Consider the following 23,060-nt stretch of genomic DNA (forward strand, 5'->3'; position numbering starts at 1 on the left):
TTTTTACCGCACTTTTGCATTTTACGCTGGATTATCTATATCTTTAAATTCTACATCAAAGCCATATTCTTTCGCCAACCATTCGCCTAATGCCTTGATACCATATCGTTCTGTTGCGTGATGACCTGCAGAGAAGAAATGTAATCCTTGCTCACGGGCAGAATGAATTGTTTGTTCTGACACTTCACCAGTAATAAATGCATCGCAGCCTTGTTCTGCAGCAAGATCAATATAACCTTGTCCGCCACCAGTGCAGATACCAATTTTTCGGATTAAGTGCGGTCCGTTTTCAATGCAAATTAACGGTTTTCGATTTAACACTTTTTCTATTTTTTCTGCAAAGTTTTCACCTGTCATCGGTTCTTTTAATTCGCCCCAAACGGGAATACTCACAGCGCCTTTTTCTAATGGTTGTAAATTTTCAATATCGAGCAGTTTGGCTAATTGTGCATTATTGCCTAATTCTGGGTGCACATCTAATGGCAAATGATAGCCATATAAATTCATGTCATTCACTAAAAGGGCTTTAATTCTCTTGCCTTTCATTCCTAGAATACAAGGGTTTTCACTTTTCCAAAAATAGCCGTGATGAACCAAAATCGCATCGGCATTTTGTCTGATTGCGTAATCAATCAAAGCCTGACTCGCCGTTACGCCAGTAATGATTTTTTTGATTTCTGTTTTACCTTCGACTTGTAAGCCGTTGGGCGCATAGTCATTGATTTTATCGGAAGAAAGTTTTTGATTAATGAGTTGTTCAAGTTCGAGATTATTCATAATGGATCGTTGATTGGAAAAAGTTGAGATATGGTACAAAATTCCAAAAAAAATGGCTAGTGCGAAGGAGTGGGGGAATGCACTAGCCAAGTTTCATTACTATTAAATTACTATCTAGTATCTAAAACAGGATTCATTGTATACATAAATTTATAGCGATCAAGAGGAAATAAGAAATTTTTTATTTTATTTAAAGTGCGGTTTAAATTTCTTACGTTTTTTAATAGTTCAATAAGTCAAATTTATCAGTAAAGAAGGGGAGCTTGGCTTTGGTGAAAGGTGTTAATGATGGTAAGGAAAGCAAAATATTTCGTTGGGATGTGCAGCCGTTGTGCTACAATTCGCAGGTTTTTTAATTTAGCAAAAGGTTTACTTATGAAAAAATGGTTGTTGATTATCGCAGGCGCATTGATTATTTCAGCTTGCGCAAATAAAGATGTGTATTTTAACGGCGCAGAAGGTTCTCATTCAGGTGTTAAATTTGATAAAGATTCTCGCCAATGGGGATTGAATCAATAAAAAAGTGCGGTTGATTTTTAACCGCACTTTCGTTTTTCTATTGGTAGAGATTATTCTACTTTCACAATCCAGCCTTCAGGTGCTTCGATATCACCGAACTGGATGCCTGTGAGCTCTTCATAAAGGCGACGTGTTACTGGACCCACTTCAGTTTCAGAATAGAATACATGGAATTTGCCTTTATGCTGGATTCCGCCAACAGGTGAAATGACCGCAGCAGTACCACAAGCACCCGCTTCAGCAAATTGATCTAGCTGATCGATATAAACATCGCCTTCAATTGCTTCCATACCCAAACGCTCTTTTGCGATATGTAAAAGAGAGTATTTGGTGATACTTGGTAAAATAGATTCTGATTTTGGTGTGATGAATTTATTGTCTTTTGTGATTCCAAAGAAGTTTGCCGCACCGACTTCTTCAATTTTAGTGTGCGTTTTTGGATCTAAATAAATAGCATCAGCGAATTTACGTTCTGGCGTACCTTGTTCTGCCGCTAATACATGTGGCAGAAGGCTTGCAGCGTAGTTACCACCCACTTTTACGCCGCCTGTTCCCATTGGTGCAGCACGATCGTATTCTGTGGTAATAAAGTTAGATGGTGTTAAACCACCTTTGAAATAGGCACCCACTGGGCAGCAGAATACAGAGAAAATAAATTCTGGCGCAGCTTTCACACCGATGTTTTCACCCACACCAATTAAAAATGGACGTAAGTATAAGGTTGCGCCAGAGCCGTAAGGGCCGACCCATTCTTCGTTTGCTTTTACCACTTCTTTACATGCACGGATAAATAATTCAGTGGGTACTTGTGGCATGAGTAAACGATCTGAAGTATGTTGCATACGTTTTGCATTTTCTTGTGGACGGAATAAGTTGATTGAGCCGTCTTTGCAACGGTAAGCTTTTAAGCCTTCAAAGCATTGTTGACCGTAGTGAAGTGCGGTAGAACCTTCGTGAATATGTAAAGTATTGTCTGTGGTGAGTTTGCCTTCGTCCCATTTGCCATCTTTCCAGTGTGCGATGAAACGGTAATCTGTTTTAATATAACTAAAACCAAGGTTATTCCAGTCTAAATCTTTCATTTTACTTCCTTAATATTATTTTTTTGAATGAAATGCCGTTTAATCTACACCATTCCCGAGGTGATTTAAATAATAAATTCTCGAAATTATGCAATTTTTAGCCAATTAAAAAGGAATAATGAAATTTTGGAAACAGGGCAGGAAATAAAGATATAGTTATGCTAAAATCGGGATGAAAAAAACGCCACTCAATGAGAGCAGCGTTTAACCAAATCGGTTTAATAATATACAGGAAGTAAATGAGTAACATATTTGTTACTCAAGTTCGGTTACCCGAACTATATGCAAACACAACATCATACTTAAGTCCGAAACTCATTAACTAGTAAGGAATTACCAATCATTAAGTATGGTTGTATTGTAAGGAAAAGGGTAGGAAAGGACAAATGACGTTTTTTTATTTGAAGTATTAGAAAAACTAATTCGAATTAAATCTTGTCTATTATAGACAAAAATTTTATGAATGGAAATACTTATGTATAAACGTTTGCCACCATTGAATTCGCTAAAATCTTTTGAGTCAGCTGCTCGCCATTTAAGTTTTACTAAAGCGGCAGATGAGCTTTGTGTCACACAAGCGGCAGTTAGTCATCAAATTAAATTATTAGAAGAGTTCTTAGGAATTGAATTATTTAAGCGAAAGAATCGTTCTTTAGAATTAACAGAGCTTGGAAAAGCATATTTTGTTGATATTAATAAAATTCTGCGTCGCTTAAATGAAGCAACAGAGCGATTATTAACGTTAAAAACGGATCCGCATTTAAATATTAGTGTGCCACAAACTTTTGGTATTCAATGGCTCGTGCCACATTTAAGTGAATTTAATCAGCTTTATCCGCAAATTGAGGTGCGTTTAACGGGCGTGGATCAAGATGAAGGCTTGTTAAATAAAGAAATTGATCTTGCCATTTATTATGGTTTAGGACATTGGCAGAATCTTCAAGTGGATCGTCTTGGTGAAGAAAATTTATTGATTTTAGCCTCACCTGAATTGTTAGCCGAAAATCCAATTATTCAGCCTGAAGATTTAAAAAAACACACATTAATTCACATTCATACGCGCGATAATTGGCAAGCGATGGCAAATCATTTACAGTTAGATGATTTAAATATTCAGCAAGGGCCGTTATTTAGCCATACATTTATGGCGTTACAGGCTGCTATTCATGGACAAGGCATTGTATTAGCTAATCGGTTATTAGCCTTGCAAGAAATTGAAAATAGCTCATTAAAAGTAGTATTGCCAACCAATTTACCTGATCCGAAATCATTTTATGTGGTCAATCATCTTGATCGCCTTGATGATCAAAAAATTCAAGCATTCCGTCAGTGGATTATTAACTCAATTAAACAAGAAGAAAATGAATAAACTCGTATTATATTGTCGCCCAGGTTTTGAGAAAGAAGTTGCCGCAGAGATCACTGATCAAGCAAGTAATTTAGGTGTATTTGGTTTTGCTCGAGTACAAGATAATTCGGGCTATGTCATTTTTGAATGTTATCAACCTGATGAGGCTAATCGCCTTGCCCGAGACATTCCTTTTAATCGTTTGATTTTTGCTCGTCAGATGATTGTGGTTTCCGATTTATTGGAAGATTTAGATCCCGCTGATCGTATTAGTCCCATCGTGGCGGCGTTTGAAGAATTATCACAACAAATTAATTTTGCTCAATCTAGCGAGCTTTTTGTCGAAACTGCAGACACAAATGAAGCAAAGGAGCTTTCCACTTTTTGTCGTAAATTTACCGTGCCTTTACGTCAGACATTAAAAAAACAAGGCTGGCTTTCGGCAAAAGCGACTCAAAAGAGCGGTCAATTTTTACATTGTTTTTTTGTGAAACCGAATTGCTGTTATGTCGGATATTCTTATGTGGATAATCATTCCCCCCATTTTATGGGAATCCCTCGTTTAAAATTTCCGGCAGATGCGCCGAGTCGATCTACGTTAAAACTGGAAGAAGCTATTTTGACTTTTATTCCACGTAAAGAAGAGAATAAACGTTTAAATGAAAATATGATTGGTGTTGATTTAGGGGCTTGCCCTGGCGGTTGGACGTATCAACTAGTCAAACGAGGTTTATTTGTTTATGCAGTTGATCACGGAAAAATGGCTGCGAGTTTGCATGATACGGGGCGCATTGAACATTGTGCGGAAGATGGTTTTAAATTTCAGCCCCCAAAAAGGAAAAAAGTGGATTGGTTAGTCTGTGATATGGTGGAACAACCAAGTCGTATTTCTTTATTGATTGGTAAATGGTTGTTGAATGGTTGGTGCCGAGAAACGATCTTCAATTTAAAATTACCCATGAAAAAACGTTATCAGGAAGTTGTATTATGTTTAGAAAACTTGGCTGTGATGTTGGCTGAGCAGAATTTGAATTTTGAGATTCAAGCAAAACATTTATATCACGATCGTGAAGAAATCACGGTACATATAGCATTAAAATCTTGAGTGAATTGTTTTCATAACCAAAAAGGACGTCGCGAATGAATTTACACGAATACCAAGCAAAACAACTATTTGAGCATTATGGATTACCCGTAAAAAATGGGGCGGTCTGTCAATCTGTTGATGAAGTAGATTTGGTACTGGCTCAACTTTCAGGCGATAAGTGGGCAGCGAAATGCCAAGTTCATGCGGGTGGGCGTGGTAAAGCGGGTGGCGTTAAATTAGTGCACGATGTAGAGGAAGCAAGATCTTTTTCAGAAAAATGGCTAGGACAACGTTTAGTCACTTTTCAAACGGATAAATCGGGTCAGCCAGTAAACCAGATTTATTTTGAAGAAACTTGCGATATTGATAAAGAATTTTACTTAAGTGCGGTTGTTGATCGCGCCTCTCAAAAAGTGGTGTTTATTGCTTCTCCTGCGGGTGGTATGGATATTGAAGAAGTCGCGCAAAATTCACCGCACTTACTCCACAAAGTCACCATTGATCCTTTATTTGGAGGATTGCCTTATCAAGGCCGTGAATTGGCGTTTAAATTAGGGTTAAGTGGTACGCAAAACAAACAGTTTACCGATATCTTTATGGGATTGTCTCGTTTGTTTTTAGAAAAAGATTTATCTTTAGTGGAAGTTAATCCACTTGTTCTGACTAAACAAGGCAATTTGGTTTGTCTAGACGCCAAAATATCTGTTGATGATAACGCTTTATTTCGCCATAAAGATCTCTTAGCACTGCAAGATTTAACTCAAAATGATGCTCGTGAAGCAGAAGCTGAAAAATTCCAGTTAAACTATGTGGCTTTAGAGGGCGATATTGGTTGTATGGTAAACGGGGCTGGGCTTGCAATGGGAACCATGGATATTGTGAAACTCTATGGTGGTAAGCCTGCGAATTTTCTTGATGTGGGTGGTGGTACAACGAAAGAGCGGGTTGCTGAAGCGTTCAAAATCATTTTAACCGATCCTTCAGTGAAGGTGATTTTAGTGAATATTTTTGGTGGCATTGTTCGTTGTGATTTGATTGCTGAAGGCGTGATTGCTGCAGTAAATGAAGTGGGCGTGAGAGTGCCTGTGGTTGTACGATTAGAAGGGACTAATGCTGAAATAGGTCGCCAAATTTTAGCGGAAAGCGACGTTAATATTCTTACCGCACAGAGTTTACAACAAGCCGCAGAATTAGCCGTGAATGCAGCAAAAGGAGAACACTAATGGCGATTTTAATTGATAAAAATACGAAAGTGATTTGCCAAGGTTTTACTGGTGGACAGGGGACTTTTCATTCTGAACAAGCATTAGCCTACGGAACGCAATTAGTTGGTGGCGTATCTCCAAATAAAGGTGGAACTACCCATCTTGGTTTGCCTGTTTTTAATACAGTTCGTGAAGCTGTCGAAAATACGGGGGCAACCGCGACAGTCATTTATGTGCCAGCACCATTTTGTAAAGATGCCATAATTGAAGCTATTGATGCAGGGATTAAGTTAATTGTCTGCATTACTGAGGGCATCCCTACATTGGATATGCTTAAGGTGAAACAAAAATTAAATGAAACAGGCGTTGTGATGATTGGGCCAAATTGCCCGGGTGTGATTACACCTGATGAATGTAAAATAGGCATCATGCCGGGACATATACATAAAAAAGGCAAAGTGGGGATTGTTTCTCGTTCTGGTACTTTAACGTATGAAGCGGTAAAACAAACTACAGATGAAGGTTTTGGTCAATCGACTTGTGTGGGTATCGGTGGCGATCCCATTCCAGGCTCTAGTTTTATTGATATTCTCGAAAGATTTCAACAAGATCCCGAAACAGAAGCCATTGTGATGATTGGCGAGATCGGCGGTTCCGCTGAGGAAGAAGCCGCAACCTTCATTAAAGATAAGGTCACTAAACCAGTGGTTGCCTATATTGCGGGTATCACTGCGCCAAAAGGTAAACGGATGGGACATGCGGGGGCTATTATTAGTGGCGGAAAAGGCACTGCCGCAGAAAAAATTGCTGCGCTTGAGGCCGCAGGTGTGACCTGTGTAAAAAGCCTCGCTGAAATTGGTGCAGCCTTGAGAAAGATATTAAAATAATTTCATAAAATTAACCGCACTTTAGTTTGATAAGGCGTAGATTGACTCTCTACGCCTTTATTTTTATATATTCGCCATTATAAAGTGAGCGCAAAACTGCTATAATCAGCACACACTTTTTAAGGAAGAAACAGATGAGCCAATTTTTTTATATCCACCCTGAAAATCCACAAGCGCGCTTGATTAATCAAGCCGTAGAGATTTTACAAAAAGGCGGTGTGATTGTGTATCCGACGGATTCTGGATATGCCTTGGGCTGTATGATGGGCGATAAACATGCAATGGATCGCATTGTAGCGATTCGTAAATTGCCTGAAGGACATAATTTTACGTTGGTGTGTAGTGATTTATCGGAGCTTTCAACTTACGCAACGGTGAGCAATACTGCGTATCGTTTGATTAAAAATAATACGCCTGGGAGTTATACTTTTATTCTTACTGCAACGAAAGAATTACCGCGCCGTTTAATGACATCAAAACGTAAAACCATAGGTTTACGCGTACCAGATAATAAGATCGCTTTAGATTTACTTTCAGCCTTAGATGAGCCGATTTTATCTTGTTCGTTAATGTTGCCAGGTGAAGAACATACCACGCAATCTGATCCTGAGGAAATTCGAGATCGTTTGGAGCACCAAGTTGATTTAATTATTCATGGTGGATATTTAGGGCAAGAGCCTACAACAGTGGTGGATTTAACGGAAGAATCGCCAGTGATTTTGCGCGAAGGAAGTGGAAGTACTGCTCCTTTTATTTAACTTATAGACGCTTGTGAAAGCGACCTTTCCATTATTTAAGGAAAACAATGAAACCTAGTCAAAAACAAACTCAAAGACAACCGTACTTTTCCAAAGATTCAGCAAAGAAAAGTGATTTTTCAGCTAAAAATGATAGACGTTCAGTGTCTCGTACTGCTCGCGTAGAAATGGTAAATACGAAAAAAAGTGCGGTTAATTCTGACAACAAATTTTTATCTAAGCCAAAAGCGAAACCCGTTGTAAAAGCCTCGAATCAACCTAAAGTAGAGGGTGAAAAATTACAGAAAGTTTTAGCGCGTGCTGGACAAGGCTCTCGTCGTGAAATTGAAACAATGATTGCCGCATGCAGAGTGAGCGTAGAGGGTAAAATTGCGACTTTAGGCGATCGTATTGACGTACATTCTGGCGTGAAAGTGCGTATTGATGGTCAAATTATTAATCTTAGCCACGCACAAAAAGAAATTTGCCGCGTGTTAATGTATTACAAACCTGAAGGTGAACTTTGTACTCGTAGCGACCCAGAAGGGCGTGCCACAGTGTTTGATCGTTTGCCACGTTTAACAGGTTCTCGTTGGATTGCGGTGGGGCGTTTAGATATTAATACATCAGGTTTATTGCTTTTCACTACTGATGGTGAATTAGCAAATCGCTTAATGCACCCAAGCCGTGAAGTGGAACGTGAATATTCGGTGCGAGTATTTGGTCAAGTTGATGATGCGATGTTAGCGCGTTTACGCAAAGGCGTTCAGCTTGAAGATGGACCTGCCAACTTTAAAGAAATTAAATTTACAGGCGGTGTGGGTATTAACCAATGGTATGACGTAACCTTGATGGAAGGACGTAACCGTGAGGTTCGCCGTTTGTGGGAATCCCAAGGGATTCAAGTTAGCCGATTGATTCGTATTCGTTACGGCAATATCAAACTGATGAAAGGTTTGCCTCGTGGTGGCTGGGAAGAAATGGATCTTGAAAGCGTCAACTACTTGCGTGAACTTGTGGGATTACCGGCTGAAACCGAAACGAAATTAGATGTTACACAGCCACGTCGTCGTCCAAAATCTGGACAAATTCGTAAAGCGGTAAAACGTTATTCTGAACTGAGCAAACGTTATAAAAAATAAGGACTTTTTTTATGAAAATGCAGCAACTGCGGTATATTGTTGAAATTGCTAACCATAATTTAAATGTAACTGAAGCGGCTAATGCGCTTTATACATCACAGCCTGGAATTAGTAAGCAAGTGCGGTTGCTGGAAGATGAATTAGGTCTAGAAATTTTTGAACGTCATGGCAAGCATATAAAATCAATTACACCAGCAGGGAAAAAGATTATTTCGATTGCACGCGAGTTACTTGTTAAAGCGCAAGGTATCCGTGCCGTTGCTGATGAATATACTCAACCAAATCACGGTGTATTACGCATTGCGACGACAAATACTCAGGCGCGTTATATGCTGCCAAGCGTGATTGAACGTTTTTCCAAAAAATATCCTGATGTGAGTTTGCATATTCACCAAGGTTCGCCAACACAAATTCATGATGCATTAATGTCGGGAGAGGTGGATTTGGCGATTACTACCGAAGCGCCTTATTTATTTGATGATTTGGTTCAGATTCCATGCTATTGGTGGAATCGCGCAGTGATTGTTACGCCAGAACATCCGCTTGCCAAAGTGAAAGAATTGACGATTGAGGAATTAGGTAAATATCCGCTTGTGACCTACACTTTTGGTTTTACAGGTGTTTCTGATTTAGATTACGCATTTAATAGCGCAGGCATTTTGCCGAATATAGTCTTTACCGCTACTGATGCCGATATCATTAAGACTTATGTACGCTTAGGCTTAGGGGTGGGCATTATGGCATCTATGGCTCATACGCCATTAGATACAGATCTTGTGGCGATTGATGCAAGTCATTTGTTCCGCCCGAGTATGACGAATATTGCATTTAAACATAGCACGTTCTTACGCAATTATATGTACGATTTCATGGAATATTTTTCACCGCACTTAACTCGTAGCGTCGTGGAAAAAGCCGAGCGTTTGCGTGATAACAATTCAGTGAAAAAATTATTTGAAGGCATTGAATTGGAAACCAAATAATAATGTATAAATGAAGTGCGGTTGAAATTTAATAAGAATTTCAACCGCACTTTTTTATACTAAAAATAGAACTGGAACAAGGTTCATCACACCAACTGTCGCGATAGAAAGTAATAATCTTGATGCGCCAAAAATAAAACCACGATTAGTGCCATTATCAAATTTCACTAATAAGTTTGCCATCGCCGTGAGGGCATACACTTCAATGACTGTAAAAATGACAAGATAGGCATAGGCTGAAAATACGGAAAGATAACGTAAAGTTATAAACCAAGGCACGATAATTCCAATAGCCAACAGAGGGGCAACCCATGCCGCTTGTTTGATTGTTAAATTAATTTTTCTGGAAAAATAGCTTTGTAATAGTACAGTGAGTAAGCCGTTGCCAAATAACGCTATCGGTGAATGTTCAGGCATGCCAAGTTTATTGTTAAATAAAAAAGGAAAAATGACAAAGAAAGAGCTCGCAATAGCAAGAGGTAAAAAGAGCATTAAATGCACCATGAGGAATTCTTTTGTAATAATTTCTTTGATTTGTGTAAAGCGAAATTTTACTAACGTTTGTAAGGTTTGAATTTGATAGAAAGGCTTCACCATTAAGGCGAATAATACGGCTTCCATTGAAAAACAGACCCAAATGAGCAAGTCGATATGTTCGTATGTAATAAATGGGATGACTAAAAGCGGCGCAAACATGGATGACATGGAGGTCACTTTTAGATATTTCCCTTGCAAGCGCGTTTTTTCTTTGTATTCATCCCCAGCCAGCACAAGCAAACATGCTTTGGCATTGGTTCCAAATAAGCAACTGCCTAAACCAAAACCAGTGGTCGCAATAAGAAGCAATAAATAATTATCTGCCGCGAGAAAGAAAATATAAGCTATCACATCTAAAAAACAGCCGAGCAACATCATTTTGGCTAAACCATAGCGATCGCCCCAAATACCAGCAAGAATGGAAAGAGCTTGGTTTGAGAAAAAGAGTAGTGATAAGGAAAAGGCGATTTCGCTGTTGCTCAATCCTTTACTTTGTAGATAAATCAGAAATACCGTTTGCACAGAAAAAAAGGCAAGGGTGGAAAAGAAACGCCGAGTAAGTAAAAGTTTTTGTAAATTCATAGAGTCAAATGATAAAAAGAAAAGCACGCGTTGAATAACGCGCGCCATGAGTTTTATAAGTGCGGTTAAAATTGATATTAAAATTTTACCGCACTTGAAAGATTAAAACAGATTGTGATATTTCACTAAATCTTTACGCTGAATAGCAAATACGCCTAGTCCGCCATTTTTAAGTTCTACCCATTCAAATGGTACCTCTGGATATTGCTCAATTAAGCTCACCATGCTATTGCCCACTTCACACACCAACAAGCCATTTTCAGTTAAGTAATCTGGCGCTTGTTTCAAAATTTGTTTGGTAATGTTTAAGCCATCATGACCAGAACCTAAGGCTAACTCTGGTTCAAAATGGAATTCTTCTGACATATCGGCGAGATCTTCTTCATCCACATAAGGTGGATTGGTCACGATAAGATCGTATTTTTGTCCTAAAATATTTTCAAATAAGTTTGATTGAATCGGGAATACGCGATGCTCTAATTGATGACGTGAAATATTGATCTCCGCGACATTAAGTGCATCAACTGATAAATCGACTGCATCCACTTCCGCATTCTGGAAAGCATAAGCACAAGCAATGGCAATACAACCGCTACCTGTGCATAGATCGAGAATATGATTCGGCTCTTGTGAAATTAAATCTTCAAAGCGATCTTGAATTAACGCACTAATTGGAGAACGTGGAATAATGGTTCGTTCATCCACATAAAATTCGTGACCGCAGAACCAAGCACTATTTGTTAAATATGCCACTGGTACGCGTTGTTCGATTCGGGTTAATACAAGTTGAACTAAGGTTTCTTTTTCAGATGGGGTTAATCGACTGTTAAATAATTCGGTAGGTAAATCAATGGGTAAATGTAAGCCACTTAAAACGAGTTGCAGGCTTTCATCCCAAGGATTATCGTGCCCTTGCCCGAAGTAAATATCAGATCGATTGAGAATACTATACGTCCAACGCAGAAAATCTTGGATGGTTTGCAGTTCGTTTGCAACATTATCTTCCAAGATAGTTGCAACTAATTCTTGGTTATGTGAGGTTTCCATCGCATTTCTCCATAAAAGTGAGTAGAAAAGTTAGCATAAAATTCCGTATGAAAATTTGGCGTAGTTATACCACAGATGAGAATGTAGAACTATGATATGATACGCAAAATTTGAAATTAATGAGAAAAAATGCAAGACGAATTTGATTTATTCCGTGCGGAAACCAAAGGCATTAAACTAATTAAACAAGATACTTTTGTTCCCCCTCGCCAAAAACGTGATCAGAAAAAAATAGAATTGAAAGAATTACGAGCGAAAGAAGATACATTGTTCTATTTTTCTGATGAATATGAGCCGTTACTGAATGACAATGATGGTGTTGTGAAATATTTACGTGATGGGGAAGATTCCCATTTATTAAAACAACTTCGTCGCGGAGATTTTTCGCCAGAATTGTTTTTAGATTTACATGGTTTAACCCGTGAACAAGCTAAACAAGAATTAGCCGCACTTTTACTGGCTTGTGAAAATGAGCATGTTGATTGTGCCAGTATAATGACGGGCTATGGCACCTTTACCTTGAAAAAGCAAATTCCACGTTGGTTAGTACAACATCCTAAAGTGCGGGCATTACATCAAGCGCCAAGAGAATGGGGCGGTGAAGCCGCAATTTTGATTTTGGTTGATTTGTAAAAAACGTTATAAAAAATACCGCACTTTTACTGCCTAGGGCAAAGTGCGGTATTTTCTTTTATGTTTTTACTTGAACTATTGTGTCGCTTGAATTGCAGTTAAGGCAATTGTGTACACAATATCATCAACTAAGGCACCGCGAGATAAGTCATTGACTGGTTTGCGCATACCTTGAAGCATTGGGCCAATAGACACTAAATCTGCAGAACGTTGTACTGCTTTGTAAGTCGTGTTACCCGTATTTAAGTCAGGGAATACGAATACCGTTGCTTTACCTGCTACTGGTGAATTTGGTGCTTTAGAGCGAGCCACATCTTCCATCACAGCCGCATCGTATTGTAATGGGCCATCGATTAATAAATCAGGGCGTTTTTCTTTTGCAATACGAGTTGCTTCTTTCACTTTTTCTACATCAGCACCGCTACCAGATGTACCTGTTGAGTAAGAAATCATTGCGACTTTTGGATCAATACCAAATGCTTTCGCAGAATCCGCAGATTGAATTGCGATTTCAGCAAGTTGTTCTGCTGTAGGATCAGGGTTTACCGCACAGTCACCGTAAACAAGTACTTGATCTGGTAATAACATAAAGAAGATAGAAGAAACAATTGAACTACCCGGTGCAGTTTTGATGATTTGCATTGGTGGACGAATGGTGTTTGCAGTCGTGTGAACGGCTCCAGATACTAAACCATCTACTTCATTTGCTTCTAACATCATGGTGCCAAGCACTACGGTATCTTCTAATTGTTCACGAGCTGCAGTTTCTGTCATACCTTTTGCTTTACGTAATTCAACTAAACGAGCAACATAGTTTTCACGAACATCTGCTGGGTTAATGATTGTAATGCCTTTACCTAGTTTAACACCTTGTGCTTCAGCTACACGTTGAACAGATGCTGGATCTGCTAAAAGCACACATTCCGCAATGCCACGTTCTGCACAAAGTACGGCAGCTTTGATTGTACGAGGTTCATCACCTTCAGGAAGCACAATGCGTTTTTTCGCAGCACGAGCAAGTTCAGTCAATTGGAAACGGAATGCTGGCGGGGATAAACGACGTAAACGAGTAGAATCTGCAACTAAGTTATTGATAAAGTCACCATTAAAGTGTTGGCTAGTGTATTGTTTGATGTTTTCGATACGCTCTTTATCATCAACGGGCACTTCAAGATTAAAGTTTTGTAAATTTAATGCTGTTTGCCAGGTGTTACCTTCAATACGGAAGATTGGCAATTTTGCTTTTTCAAAAGCTGGTTGGCAAAGTTTATTGATTTGAGCATCAATTTTGTAACCGCCAGTTAATAAGAGACCGCCGATTTCAATACCATTTGACGCTGCGAGAGCGGCTGCAACAAGTACATCTGGACGATCTGCTGAAGCGACTAATAAGCTACCTGCACGGAAATGCTCAACCATATTTGGTAAACTTCTTGCACAGAAAGTGATACCACGGATACGACGGTTAATATCTCCTTCAGTGATAATTGATGCGCCTAAGTATTTCACTAAATCGATCGCACGTGTTGCGATTAAATCTGCTGACCAAGGCACACAAGCTAATAATTTGATTGAGCTATTTGCAAATAATTTGCTCACTTCTGCTTCACATGCATGGCTGTGTTGGAACGAATCAAAGATTTCAGCAAGATCAGGGCGTGTACGACCAGATTCATCAACGGGTGCATTAAATTTGTTTACAACTACGCCTAAAAGATTCGGATTGTTTTTACCACCAAATAGAGAGGCTGCTGCTTCTACGCGATCTTTTAATTCAGTTGGGGTTTCAGTTGCAGGTGCTGCAACTAATACGATTTCTGCATCTAATGCTTGTGCAATTTCATAGTTGATGCTATTTGCGTAACCGTGTTTTCTTGTGGGAATTAAGCCTTCAACCACAACGATATCGTTGTTTTTAGTTAATTGTTGGTGATTTGCCACAATTTTTTCTAGTAATACATCAGACTGATTTTGCCCAATCAATGATTCCGCAACGCTTAACATAAACGGTTCAGACGTTTCAAGGGTAGTGCTGGTGCGAATGATAGAGGTTGTACGATCCAGTTTATCTTCACCTGTGCTTGGTTGAGAAACAGGTTTCATAAAACCAACTTTTGCGCCTTTTTGTTCAAGAGAATGGATTAATCCCAGACTAATGCTAGTTAAACCCACGCCTGTGCTTACAGGGATAAGGATAATCGTGCGAGACATAGTTAAACCTTAATGTGTATATGTTATAAATAAAAACTGCCGAAAAATTCGGCAGCTTGTTGTTAAATTAGAAACAAAGTTTAGCGGTATCTTGTGCGATAACTAATTCTTCGTTAGTTGGAAGAACAATCGCTTTAAATGCGGAATCATCAGTGGTGATTACGCCATCTTTACCGAAACGTGCCGCTAGATTGCGTTCGTTATCTACTTTAATACCAAATAATTTTAAGTGATTTAATGCTAATTCACGAACGTGTGCTGAGTTCTCACCAATACCACCAGTGAAAGCAATCGCATCTAAATGATCATCACCTAATACAGCCATATAAGCACCGATGTATTTCGCTAAACGATAGCTGTATACGTCTAAAGCGCGTTTTGCTTCTGGTTTAGATGCGTCATCGTAGTTATCTTCAGCATAACGGCAGTCGCTTGTTACTTCAGTTAAACCTAAAAGACCAGATTTTTTCACTAAAGTCTCTTCGATTTGTTCCATAGACATACCTAAAGTTTTGTATAGGTAGAATACGATTGCAGGGTCGATATCACCACAACGAGTGCCCATGACTAAACCTTCTAACGGAGTTAAGCCCATTGATGTATCGATACATTTACCGTTACGCACAACAGAAACAGAACCACCATTACCTAAGTGACAAATAATCGTATTGACTTGGTCTGCTGGTTTACCTACATATTCAGCGACTTCACGAGAAACGAAGTAGTGGCTGGTACCGTGTGCACCGTAGCGACGAACGCCATGTTCTTTATATAAAGAGTATGGAAGGGCATAAAGGTATGCTTCTTCAGGCATGGTTTGGTGGAATGCCGTATCAAAAACTACTACGTTTTTATCTTTTAAGTGCGGGAATGCGTTGAATGCTTCGCGAATACCGATTAAGTGCGCTGGATTGTGAAGTGGCGCAAATTGTGCAGCATCTTCAATACCTTTAACGACTTCATCAGTTACGATAACAGATTGGGTGTATTTTTCACCGCCATGTACGATACGGTGACCAATTGCCGCGATAGAGTTTTTAAGCTCATCTGTCATGATATTAGACGCGATAAAGTTAAGTGCTTCAGTATGAGCTGCGCCTGCGCCTAAATCTGCGTTACCTTTCTCACCATTGAGTTTCCATTTGATACGAGCTTCTGGTAAGAAAAATGCTTCCGCTAAGCCGGATAATTTTTCTTCACCTGTTGCAGGATCAAGAATTGCAAATTTTAGTGAAGAACTACCACAGTTAAGGATAAGAACAAGTTTTGACATGGGAACCCTATATTTGATTAAAGTTAATGGAAATCCACCTTGCTGATGGACTGAAAAAATCTGGCATAGGATACACCTTTTGATAAACAAAATAAATTCATCCCAGCATAAAAAGACAACGATTTATGGAACTTTTTGAAAAATTAAACTTTTTCAGTAAGGTGACAATTTCAGGCAAACTGGGGTATGATAAGTGCGGTTGTTTTTTAAAGGTGTTTTTATGGCATTTTTTTCCATTTTAAAACAGGGACAGATTTATCTTAATACTTGGCCACAGGAGGCTAAATTAGGGATTATTTTCCCAGAAAACCGCATTATGAAAGCCACGAGTTTTGCACAAAAATTCATGCCCTTTGTTGCTGTATTTGCAGTGGTGTGGCAACAGATTTATGCAAAAAATGATTTGATGGCCTTTTCTATTGCAATTTTGACCGCACTTTTTGCCTTGCTTATTCCTTTTCAAGGTCTTTATTGGCTTGGCAAGCGTGCGAATTCGCCATTAGAAAATCAAAGTGCGGTGTGGTTTTATGATATTTGCGAACGCTTAAAACAACTACATGAACCCTTGCCTTTTGTGCAAGATCAACCGACATACCAACATTTAGCAGAAGTCTTAAAGAAAGCTCAAAGCAAATTTGAACGAGCTTTTTGGCAGGAAATTTAGTTTACGCAAACGTTTTCTTTTTGGCTTTATTTTTGTAGAATACCTCGGTCGTTTTAAACGGCCGTTTTTCATTGAGAGATTTTTTAATGATCGATTACATTATTATTGGCATTATCGCTTTTTCCATTCTTGTCAGTTTATTACGCGGTTTTGTGCGCGAAGTGCTTTCACTCGGTAGCTGGGTTGTGGCATTTATTGTAGCAAGTCAGTTCTATCCTTATCTTGCCGCTTATCTTACGCAAATTGAATCAATGTATGTTCGTAATGGAACCGCAATCGGGATTTTATTTGTACTGACTTTAATTGTGGGCGCTATAGTAAATTATGTGATTAGTCAATTAGTAGATAAGACGGGTTTAAGTGGCACAGATCGTGTGTTAGGTGCGATTTTTGGTTTAGTACGCGGTGCGCTGATTGTCGCTGCGTTATTATTTTTTATGGATACCTTCACCAATTTTGAACAAACTGATTGGTGGAAAGAATCTCAATTAATACCGCACTTTGGTTTTATTATTGAATGGTTCTTTCAACAACTTCAGGCTAGTTCAAGTTTTTTAAATCCAACGCTTAATCAATAAGGAACACAAAATGTGTGGTATTGTCGGTATTGTTAGCCAAAGTCCGGTTAATGAATCTATTTATGCAGCATTAACTCTTTTGCAACATCGTGGACAAGATGCGGCAGGTATTGTAACGGTTGATGATGAAAACCGTTTCCGCTTACGTAAAGCTAATGGTTTAGTGAGCGATGTGTTCCATCAAGAGCATATGCTACGCTTGCAAGGAAATGCTGGATTGGGTCATGTTCGCTATCCTACGGCAGGAAGTTCTAGTGTCTCAGAGGCGCAGCCTTTTTATGTGAATTCTCCCTATGGTGTCACTTTAGTGCATAACGGCAATTTAACCAATTCAGTGGAATTAAAAGAAAAAGTCTTTAAAACAGCTCGCCGCCATGTAAACACTAATTCAGATTCCGAACTTCTTCTTAATATTCTAGCTAATCATCTTGATCATATTCCTAAAAACCATCTCGATCCACAAGATATTTTCTATGCTGTTCGTAAAACTCACAACGATGTTCGTGGTGCTTATGCTTGTTTAGCGATGATTATTGGGCATGGCATGGTTGCGTTTCGTGATCCTTTTGGTATTCGTCCTTTGGTGTTGGGTAAACGCGAAGAAAATGGCAAAACCGATTATATGTTTGCCTCTGAAACTGTAGCTTTAGATATTGTGGGTTTTGACTTTGTTCGCGATATTGCACCAGGTGAAGCCGTTTATGTGACGTTTGATGGTGAGCTTTATTCGCAACAATGTGCCGAAAGTGCGGTGTTAAATCCTTGTATTTTTGAGTATGTTTATTTTGCACGTCCAGATTCAACGATTGATGGCGTCTCTGTTTATGCTGCACGTGTTCACATGGGCGAAAAACTAGGACAAAAAATTGCAAAAGAATGGACGGATGAAATTGATAATATTGATGTGGTGATTCCCGTTCCTGAAACCTCCACAGATATTGCGTTACAAATAGCTCGAGTACTAGGGAAACCTTACCGACAAGGATTTGTGAAAAATCGCTATGTTGGTCGTACGTTTATTATGCCAGGACAAGCACAGCGTATTAGTTCTGTTCGTCGCAAATTGAATACCATTAAAGCTGAATTTAAAGATAAAAACGTCTTATTGGTGGACGATTCTATCGTTCGAGGTACAACCTCTGAGCAAATTGTTGAAATGGCTCGCTCAGCTGGCGCGAAGAAAATTTACTTTGCCTCTGCTGCTCCAGAAATTCGTTATCCGAATGTATATGGTATTGATATGCCGAGTCGCGATGAACTGATCGCTTACGGTCGAGATGTTGATGAAATTGCGCATTTAATTGGTGTGGACAAATTAATTTTCCAAGATCTGACCGCACTTACCGAATCAGTTCAATTAGAAAATCCGTCTATTCGAGGGTTTGATTGTTCAGTGTTCACTGGCGAATATATTACAGGTGACATCACGCCAGAATATTTGGACAAAATCGCAAGTCAACGGAACGATAGTGCAAAGAAAAAACGTGAAAAACAAGCATCTAATCTTGAAATTTATAATGAACAATAAATGGCGATAAGGCGAGATATTTAGTCCGATAAAAATCACCGCATTAAAAAAGTGCGGTGATTTTTTTATTTGTTTTTTAGGATATCTTTTAGATAGTTTTCGCAATCAGAATATTGAAATTGGAATCCAGCGTTGAGTAATTTTTCAGGCACAACATTTTGGCTTTCTAGTAATAGATTCGCTCGTTCGCCAAGAATGAAATGTAATATCCATTTTGGAATGGTTGCAAAGGCAGGACGTTTTAATATTCGAGCCAAAGTGTGGTTAAATTTATACTGTTTTATGGGATTAGGGGCGGTGAAGTTAAATGAGCCTTGGCATTCTGAATGATCGAGTAAAAATAAAATGCCATTGACCATATCTTCCAAAGCAATCCAGGGAAAATATTGCTCTCCATTGCCCAGTTTGCCACCAAGTCCCCATTTATATAAAGGCAACATTTGAGCAAGGGCACCCTCTTTCTTAGAAAAGACCATGCCTGTTCGAATCAAACAAACTCTTGCATCAGCTTGTCTCGCAATATTTTCCCAATCTTGGCATAATTGTGCGCTGAAGGTTTTTGTTGTTTTGCTTGTTTCGGTAATTTTTTGTTCGTCTTGATCTCCGTAAATTCCAGTCGCTGAACCTGAAATAAAAATAGGGTATTGCTGATATTGGTTAATGAATTCAACCAGTTGAGTGGTGAGGCTTAAACGACTTTCTCGTAAAATAGATTTTTGCTTTGTCGTCCAAGCTTTATGAAAAATCGGCTCGCCAGCAAGATTGATGATCGCATCGAACTGTTCTTGTAAATCGAGTTCTGAAAGTGCGGTAATAAATTTGATATTTTTTTGCTTTGAGATAGTGTACGGCGTACTTGAGCGCGTTAAGATCGTCACTTGTTCATTGCGTAAGCAGAGTTGTTCGACAAGTGCTTTGCCAATAAGTCCCGTGCCTCCAGTTAATAAAATGTTCATTACAACGCGTTTTCAAATAAACGTTGAACATTTGTGAGTAAGTCAACAATTTTTGTACCACGGGTTGGTGTGATAAAAATTGTATCATCACCTGCGATAGTGCCTAAGATGCCTTCTGATTTTCCAATTGAATCGAGCAAGCGAGCGATGAGTTGTGCCGCACCTGGAGAAGTCTTAATGACAATTAACATATCATTGTAATCAACGTCTAATACAAGATTTTTTAATGGACTACTAGTATTAGGAACACTTAATTCACCTGGTAAGCAATAGACCATTTCCATTTTGGTATTACGGGTACGAACAGCGCCAAATTTGGTGAGCATTCTGGATATTTTTGATTGATTAATGCCTGTAAAGCCTTGTTTTTTTAAGGCATCGACAATCTCACTTTGAGAGCCAAAGCGTTCTTGATTGAGTAATTCTTTAAAAGCGCGAGTTAAATTGTCAGTCATTTTATTTTTCAATAGTCAAAAATTTGCATAAGAATTGCATAAAAATTCATTTTCATCAACTTGAATGTAAATAAAAGCTAAGAGAAGGAAAAAATTACCTCAGAAATGTGAACTAGATCATAGAATGATATTTCTCTGTTTGTAATTGTGAGATGAAAATTTTAAAATCAGCTCATCTTAAATTAACTAACACATAAGGAGTATTTATGAAAGTTGCAGTATTAGGCGCCGCAGGCGGTATTGGTCAAGCATTAGCGTTATTACTAAAACTTCAGTTGCCTGCTGGTTCAGATTTAGCATTATATGATATTGCCCCTGTGACCCCAGGTGTTGCAGTGGATGTGAGCCATATTCCAACTGCAGTGAATGTGAAAGGTTTTTCTGGTGAAGATCCAACACCAGCACTTGAAGGTGCAGATGTTGTATTAATTTCTGCTGGTGTTGCACGTAAACCTGGTATGGATCGTTCAGATTTATTCAATATTAATGCAGGCATTATTTGTGGTTTAATTGAAAAAGTCGCGGTCACTTGCCCGAAAGCTTGTGTTGGTATCATCACTAACCCAGTAAATACTACCGTTGCGATTGCGGCCGAAGTATTGAAAAAAGCAGGTGTTTACGACAAACGTAAATTATTTGGTGTGACAACTTTAGACGTGTTACGTTCTGAAACCTTTGTGGCTGAATTAAAAGGTTTAAATGTTTCTCGTACAAGCGTTCCTGTTATTGGTGGTCACTCAGGTGTGACTATTCTTCCATTACTTTCTCAAGTTCAATATGCTAAATGGAATGAAGATGAAATCGAACCATTAACAAAACGTATCCAAAATGCAGGTACAGAAGTGGTCAATGCAAAAGCGGGTGGTGGTTCTGCAACGCTTTCAATGGCGCAAGCTGCAGCACGTTTTGCTCGTTCTTTAGTGAAAGGATTGAGTGGCGAAACAGTTGTTGAATGTACTTATGTTGAAGGTGACGGCAAATATGCTCGTTTCTTCTCTCAACCAGTTCGTTTAGGCAAAGATGGTGTAGAAGAAATTTTACCAATTGGCCTATTGAGCAATTTTGAACAACAAGCCTTAGAAAATATGTTGCCGACTTTACGTGCTGATATTGAATTAGGTGAAAAATTTATTAATGGTTAATTATTAAAAAGTAAGGGGAGCATTAGCTCCCTTTTTCATGTTTCGATAAAAAAGCCACCAAATGGTGGCTTTTATTTGTGTCTTTATTATTTCTGACGCATTGCAGGGAATAAGATAACATCACGAATTGATGGTGCATTTGCATAAAGCATTGCTAGACGGTCGATACCTAAACCTTCACCTGCTGTTGGTGGTAAACCGTGTTCTAGCGCAACAACAAAGTCTTCATCTTTAAACATCGCTTCATCATCGCCAGCTTCTTTCGCAGCGACTTGTGCATCAAAACGTTCATTTTGATCTTCCGCGTCATTTAATTCTGAGAAACCATTACCGATTTCACGACCACCGATAAAGAGCTCAAAACGATCTGTTACATCAGGATTTTCATCATTACGACGTGCAAGTGGTGAAATTTCCGCAGGGTGAGCCATTAAGAATGTTGGTTGAATTAAGTGATGTTCAGCCACTTCTTCAAAGATTGCGTTCACAATGCTGCCTAAGCCCCAAGATTTTTGTACTTCAATACCTAAGCGTTCTGCCGTGGCTTTTGCACGATCAAAGTCATATAAATCTTCTTTTACGATACCTTTGTCTGCACCATATTTAATCGTTGCATCGTGTAACGTAATACGTTCGAATGGTTTACCAAAATCAAATTCGTATTCGCCGTATTTCACAATGGTAGTACCAAGAATATCAATCGCTAATTTACGAAGAAGTTCTTCAGTGTTATCCATTAAATCATGGTAATCCGCATAAGCTTGGTAGTATTCAAGCATGGTAAATTCTGGATTATGGCGAACAGAAACCCCTTCATTACGGAAGTTACGGTTTAATTCAAATACTCGTTCGAAGCCACCCACTACTAGGCGTTTTAAATAAAGTTCAGGTGCGATACGCAAATACATATCCACATCTAATGCATTGTGATGAGTTACGAAAGGACGCGCAGATGCGCCGCCTGGAATCACTTGTAACATTGGCGTTTCCACTTCCATAAAGCCTTTAGAAATGAAATATTCACGAATACCTGCGACAACTTTAGAACGAATAATAAAAGTGCGGCGAGATTCTTCGTTAGAAATTAAATCTAAATAACGTTGGCGATAGCGAACTTCTTGGTCGGTTAAGCCATGGAATTTGTCTGGTAATGGGCGAAGTGCTTTAGTTAAAAGTTGAACTTCTGTGGTTTTCACTGTGAGTTCATCTGTTTTTGTTTTAAATAAAGTGCCTTTAACGCCAACGATGTCACCTAAATCCCAAGTGCCAACGTCATCTTTATAAACGCCTTCAGGCAAATTATCTCGTGCAACATAAAGCTGGATTTTACCGCTCATATCTTGAATGGTGATAAACGTCGCTTTACCCATTGCGCGGCGAGTCATAATACGGCCAGCAACTTGTACTTCAACGCTTTTCTCTTTTAAGATTTCACCGTCTTCTGCATCATATTGATTGTGTAAATCTTGTGCGAGCGCATCACGACGAAATTTGTTTGGAAATGCATTACCTTTTGCACGTAGTGCGGCTAATTTTTCACGACGAACGAGCATTTCGCCATTGAGATCTAATTCTTTAACTTCTTGTTCTGACATGTTGTTTACCTTTAATTTTAACTTTAAAAATACCTTCAAAAATAACCGCGCTTTTGGGTTATTTCTTATGATGGGATAAGTAACGCGTCTTT

22 protein-coding genes are annotated in these 23,060 nt (G+C 38.9%); 13 read left to right on the forward strand and 9 right to left on the reverse strand.

The genetic code is table 11. The features are described 5' to 3' along the window. Positions 1–21 precede the first annotated feature (21 nt). A complete protein-coding gene (locus AAX18_RS03545; protein ID WP_046952979.1) occupies positions 22–777 on the reverse strand; it encodes a Nif3-like dinuclear metal center hexameric protein in 756 nt (251 codons plus the stop codon). Between the two features lie 375 nt (positions 778–1,152). Between AAX18_RS03545 and AAX18_RS03550 the strand changes: the two genes are divergently transcribed. Further along, the gene (locus AAX18_RS03550) at positions 1,153–1,296 is read left to right on the forward strand and encodes a hypothetical protein (RefSeq protein WP_005634891.1); all 144 of its coding nucleotides are present in this window, start codon (positions 1,153–1,155) and stop codon (positions 1,294–1,296) included. A 50-nt stretch (positions 1,297–1,346) separates the two neighbouring features. On the opposite strand, the gene AAX18_RS03555 is transcribed toward AAX18_RS03550, so the two are convergent. Further along, a complete protein-coding gene (locus AAX18_RS03555) occupies positions 1,347–2,378 on the reverse strand; it encodes a branched-chain amino acid aminotransferase (RefSeq protein WP_005646627.1) in 1,032 nt (343 codons plus the stop codon). 475 nt (positions 2,379–2,853) lie between these two features. Here AAX18_RS03555 and AAX18_RS03560 point away from each other — a divergent pair, with 475 nt between their 5' ends. From AAX18_RS03560 to cysB, 7 genes are all read left to right on the forward strand, one after another. After that, positions 2,854–3,747: a transcriptional regulator GcvA gene (locus AAX18_RS03560; RefSeq protein WP_005626304.1), complete on the forward strand. Its 894-nt coding sequence runs from the start codon at positions 2,854–2,856 to the stop codon at positions 3,745–3,747. After that, entirely contained in the window at positions 3,740–4,831 is a 1,092-nt protein-coding gene (rlmM, locus tag AAX18_RS03565; protein ID WP_005626302.1) for a 23S rRNA (cytidine(2498)-2'-O)-methyltransferase RlmM, read from the forward strand. Before AAX18_RS03560 ends, rlmM begins: the two co-directional genes overlap by 8 nt. Before the next feature lie 35 nt (positions 4,832–4,866). Beyond that, complete coding sequence (gene sucC, locus AAX18_RS03570; RefSeq protein WP_046952980.1) at positions 4,867–6,036, forward strand: ADP-forming succinate--CoA ligase subunit beta; 1,170 nt, start codon at positions 4,867–4,869, stop codon at positions 6,034–6,036. Beyond that, positions 6,036–6,905 (forward strand): succinate--CoA ligase subunit alpha, encoded by an 870-nt coding sequence (sucD, locus tag AAX18_RS03575; protein ID WP_046952981.1) that lies wholly within the window; start codon positions 6,036–6,038, stop codon positions 6,903–6,905. The genes sucC and sucD overlap by 1 nt, the downstream gene beginning before the upstream one ends. A gap of 134 nt (positions 6,906–7,039) precedes the next feature. Further along, positions 7,040–7,663, forward strand: a complete 624-nt coding sequence (locus tag AAX18_RS03580; RefSeq protein ID WP_046952982.1) for an L-threonylcarbamoyladenylate synthase — start codon at positions 7,040–7,042, stop codon at positions 7,661–7,663. A 47-nt stretch (positions 7,664–7,710) separates the two neighbouring features. Then, complete coding sequence (gene rluB / locus AAX18_RS03585) at positions 7,711–8,784, forward strand: 23S rRNA pseudouridine(2605) synthase RluB (RefSeq protein WP_046952983.1); 1,074 nt, start codon at positions 7,711–7,713, stop codon at positions 8,782–8,784. A gap of 11 nt (positions 8,785–8,795) precedes the next feature. Continuing rightward, positions 8,796–9,767 (forward strand): HTH-type transcriptional regulator CysB, encoded by a 972-nt coding sequence (gene cysB / locus AAX18_RS03590; RefSeq protein WP_046952984.1) that lies wholly within the window; start codon positions 8,796–8,798, stop codon positions 9,765–9,767. A gap of 54 nt (positions 9,768–9,821) precedes the next feature. Here the strand turns inward: cysB and AAX18_RS03595 are convergent, their stop codons facing one another. Further along, complete coding sequence (locus AAX18_RS03595) at positions 9,822–10,886, reverse strand: MFS transporter (protein WP_046952997.1); 1,065 nt, start codon at positions 10,884–10,886, stop codon at positions 9,822–9,824. 102 nt (positions 10,887–10,988) lie between these two features. Continuing rightward, positions 10,989–11,933: a 50S ribosomal protein L3 N(5)-glutamine methyltransferase gene (gene prmB, locus AAX18_RS03600; protein WP_046952985.1), complete on the reverse strand. Its 945-nt coding sequence runs from the start codon at positions 11,931–11,933 to the stop codon at positions 10,989–10,991. A 129-nt stretch (positions 11,934–12,062) separates the two neighbouring features. Here prmB and smrB point away from each other — a divergent pair, with 129 nt between their 5' ends. Beyond that, complete coding sequence (gene smrB, locus AAX18_RS03605; protein ID WP_046952986.1) at positions 12,063–12,566, forward strand: endonuclease SmrB; 504 nt, start codon at positions 12,063–12,065, stop codon at positions 12,564–12,566. A 75-nt stretch (positions 12,567–12,641) separates the two neighbouring features. On the opposite strand, the gene pta is transcribed toward smrB, so the two are convergent. Together pta and AAX18_RS03615 are read right to left on the reverse strand one after the other, a co-directional pair. After that, positions 12,642–14,777, reverse strand: a complete 2,136-nt coding sequence (gene pta, locus AAX18_RS03610; RefSeq protein ID WP_046952987.1) for a phosphate acetyltransferase — start codon at positions 14,775–14,777, stop codon at positions 12,642–12,644. 67 nt (positions 14,778–14,844) lie between these two features. Next, positions 14,845–16,050 carry an acetate kinase gene (locus tag AAX18_RS03615; protein WP_046942601.1) on the reverse strand — a complete coding sequence of 402 codons (1,206 nt, stop codon included), beginning with the start codon at positions 16,048–16,050 and terminating at the stop codon, positions 14,845–14,847. 220 nt (positions 16,051–16,270) lie between these two features. On the opposite strand from AAX18_RS03615, the gene yfbV reads away from it, so the two are divergent. The 3 genes from yfbV to purF all read left to right on the forward strand — a co-directional run bounded on the left by yfbV (position 16,271) and on the right by purF (position 18,820). Next, on the forward strand, positions 16,271–16,714 hold the full coding sequence (gene yfbV, locus AAX18_RS03620; RefSeq protein ID WP_032828024.1) for a terminus macrodomain insulation protein YfbV: 444 nt from the start codon (positions 16,271–16,273) through the stop codon (positions 16,712–16,714). 86 nt (positions 16,715–16,800) lie between these two features. Continuing rightward, positions 16,801–17,292: a CvpA family protein gene (locus tag AAX18_RS03625; protein WP_046952988.1), complete on the forward strand. Its 492-nt coding sequence runs from the start codon at positions 16,801–16,803 to the stop codon at positions 17,290–17,292. Positions 17,293–17,302: 10 nt separating this feature from the next. Continuing rightward, positions 17,303–18,820, forward strand: a complete 1,518-nt coding sequence (gene purF, locus AAX18_RS03630) for an amidophosphoribosyltransferase (RefSeq protein ID WP_046952989.1) — start codon at positions 17,303–17,305, stop codon at positions 18,818–18,820. 65 nt (positions 18,821–18,885) lie between these two features. Here the strand turns inward: purF and AAX18_RS03635 are convergent, their stop codons facing one another. Further along, positions 18,886–19,776, reverse strand: a complete 891-nt coding sequence (locus AAX18_RS03635) for a TIGR01777 family oxidoreductase (RefSeq protein WP_005626266.1) — start codon at positions 19,774–19,776, stop codon at positions 18,886–18,888. Then, entirely contained in the window at positions 19,776–20,231 is a 456-nt protein-coding gene (gene argR / locus AAX18_RS03640; protein ID WP_005626264.1) for a transcriptional regulator ArgR, read from the reverse strand. The genes AAX18_RS03635 and argR overlap by 1 nt, the downstream gene beginning before the upstream one ends. Positions 20,232–20,437: 206 nt before the next feature. Here argR and mdh point away from each other — a divergent pair, with 206 nt between their 5' ends. After that, positions 20,438–21,373 (forward strand): malate dehydrogenase, encoded by a 936-nt coding sequence (mdh, locus tag AAX18_RS03645; protein ID WP_005626262.1) that lies wholly within the window; start codon positions 20,438–20,440, stop codon positions 21,371–21,373. An 86-nt stretch (positions 21,374–21,459) separates the two neighbouring features. On the opposite strand, the gene lysS is transcribed toward mdh, so the two are convergent. Continuing rightward, on the reverse strand, positions 21,460–22,968 hold the full coding sequence (lysS, locus tag AAX18_RS03650) for a lysine--tRNA ligase (protein ID WP_046952990.1): 1,509 nt from the start codon (positions 22,966–22,968) through the stop codon (positions 21,460–21,462). Positions 22,969–23,060 lie beyond the last annotated feature (92 nt).

The organism is Haemophilus haemolyticus, from assembly GCF_001008205.1.
Lineage (GTDB): Bacteria > Pseudomonadota > Gammaproteobacteria > Enterobacterales > Pasteurellaceae > Haemophilus > Haemophilus haemolyticus_Q.

What these genes read in the sequence shown, in the direction of transcription:
- pta (WP_046952987.1), bottom strand. Translation starts at nt 14,777, where the DNA reads ATGTCTCGCACGATTATCCTTATCCCTGTAAGCACAGGCGTGGGTTTA.
- cysB (WP_046952984.1), top strand. Translation starts at nt 8,796, where the DNA reads ATGAAAATGCAGCAACTGCGGTATATTGTTGAAATTGCTAACCATAAT.
- sucD (WP_046952981.1), top strand. Translation starts at nt 6,036, where the DNA reads ATGGCGATTTTAATTGATAAAAATACGAAAGTGATTTGCCAAGGTTTT.
- rluB (WP_046952983.1), top strand. Translation starts at nt 7,711, where the DNA reads ATGAAACCTAGTCAAAAACAAACTCAAAGACAACCGTACTTTTCCAAA.
- AAX18_RS03550 (WP_005634891.1), top strand. Translation starts at nt 1,153, where the DNA reads ATGAAAAAATGGTTGTTGATTATCGCAGGCGCATTGATTATTTCAGCT.
- AAX18_RS03625 (WP_046952988.1), top strand. Translation starts at nt 16,801, where the DNA reads ATGATCGATTACATTATTATTGGCATTATCGCTTTTTCCATTCTTGTC.
- purF (WP_046952989.1), top strand. Translation starts at nt 17,303, where the DNA reads ATGTGTGGTATTGTCGGTATTGTTAGCCAAAGTCCGGTTAATGAATCT.
- AAX18_RS03635 (WP_005626266.1), bottom strand. Translation starts at nt 19,776, where the DNA reads ATGAACATTTTATTAACTGGAGGCACGGGACTTATTGGCAAAGCACTT.
- AAX18_RS03615 (WP_046942601.1), bottom strand. Translation starts at nt 16,050, where the DNA reads ATGTCAAAACTTGTTCTTATCCTTAACTGTGGTAGTTCTTCACTAAAA.
- yfbV (WP_032828024.1), top strand. Translation starts at nt 16,271, where the DNA reads ATGGCATTTTTTTCCATTTTAAAACAGGGACAGATTTATCTTAATACT.
- AAX18_RS03560 (WP_005626304.1), top strand. Translation starts at nt 2,854, where the DNA reads ATGTATAAACGTTTGCCACCATTGAATTCGCTAAAATCTTTTGAGTCA.
- prmB (WP_046952985.1), bottom strand. Translation starts at nt 11,933, where the DNA reads ATGGAAACCTCACATAACCAAGAATTAGTTGCAACTATCTTGGAAGAT.
- argR (WP_005626264.1), bottom strand. Translation starts at nt 20,231, where the DNA reads ATGACTGACAATTTAACTCGCGCTTTTAAAGAATTACTCAATCAAGAA.
- AAX18_RS03545 (WP_046952979.1), bottom strand. Translation starts at nt 777, where the DNA reads ATGAATAATCTCGAACTTGAACAACTCATTAATCAAAAACTTTCTTCC.
- sucC (WP_046952980.1), top strand. Translation starts at nt 4,867, where the DNA reads ATGAATTTACACGAATACCAAGCAAAACAACTATTTGAGCATTATGGA.
- rlmM (WP_005626302.1), top strand. Translation starts at nt 3,740, where the DNA reads ATGAATAAACTCGTATTATATTGTCGCCCAGGTTTTGAGAAAGAAGTT.
- AAX18_RS03595 (WP_046952997.1), bottom strand. Translation starts at nt 10,886, where the DNA reads ATGAATTTACAAAAACTTTTACTTACTCGGCGTTTCTTTTCCACCCTT.
- lysS (WP_046952990.1), bottom strand. Translation starts at nt 22,968, where the DNA reads ATGTCAGAACAAGAAGTTAAAGAATTAGATCTCAATGGCGAAATGCTC.
- AAX18_RS03580 (WP_046952982.1), top strand. Translation starts at nt 7,040, where the DNA reads ATGAGCCAATTTTTTTATATCCACCCTGAAAATCCACAAGCGCGCTTG.
- mdh (WP_005626262.1), top strand. Translation starts at nt 20,438, where the DNA reads ATGAAAGTTGCAGTATTAGGCGCCGCAGGCGGTATTGGTCAAGCATTA.
- smrB (WP_046952986.1), top strand. Translation starts at nt 12,063, where the DNA reads ATGCAAGACGAATTTGATTTATTCCGTGCGGAAACCAAAGGCATTAAA.
- AAX18_RS03555 (WP_005646627.1), bottom strand. Translation starts at nt 2,378, where the DNA reads ATGAAAGATTTAGACTGGAATAACCTTGGTTTTAGTTATATTAAAACA.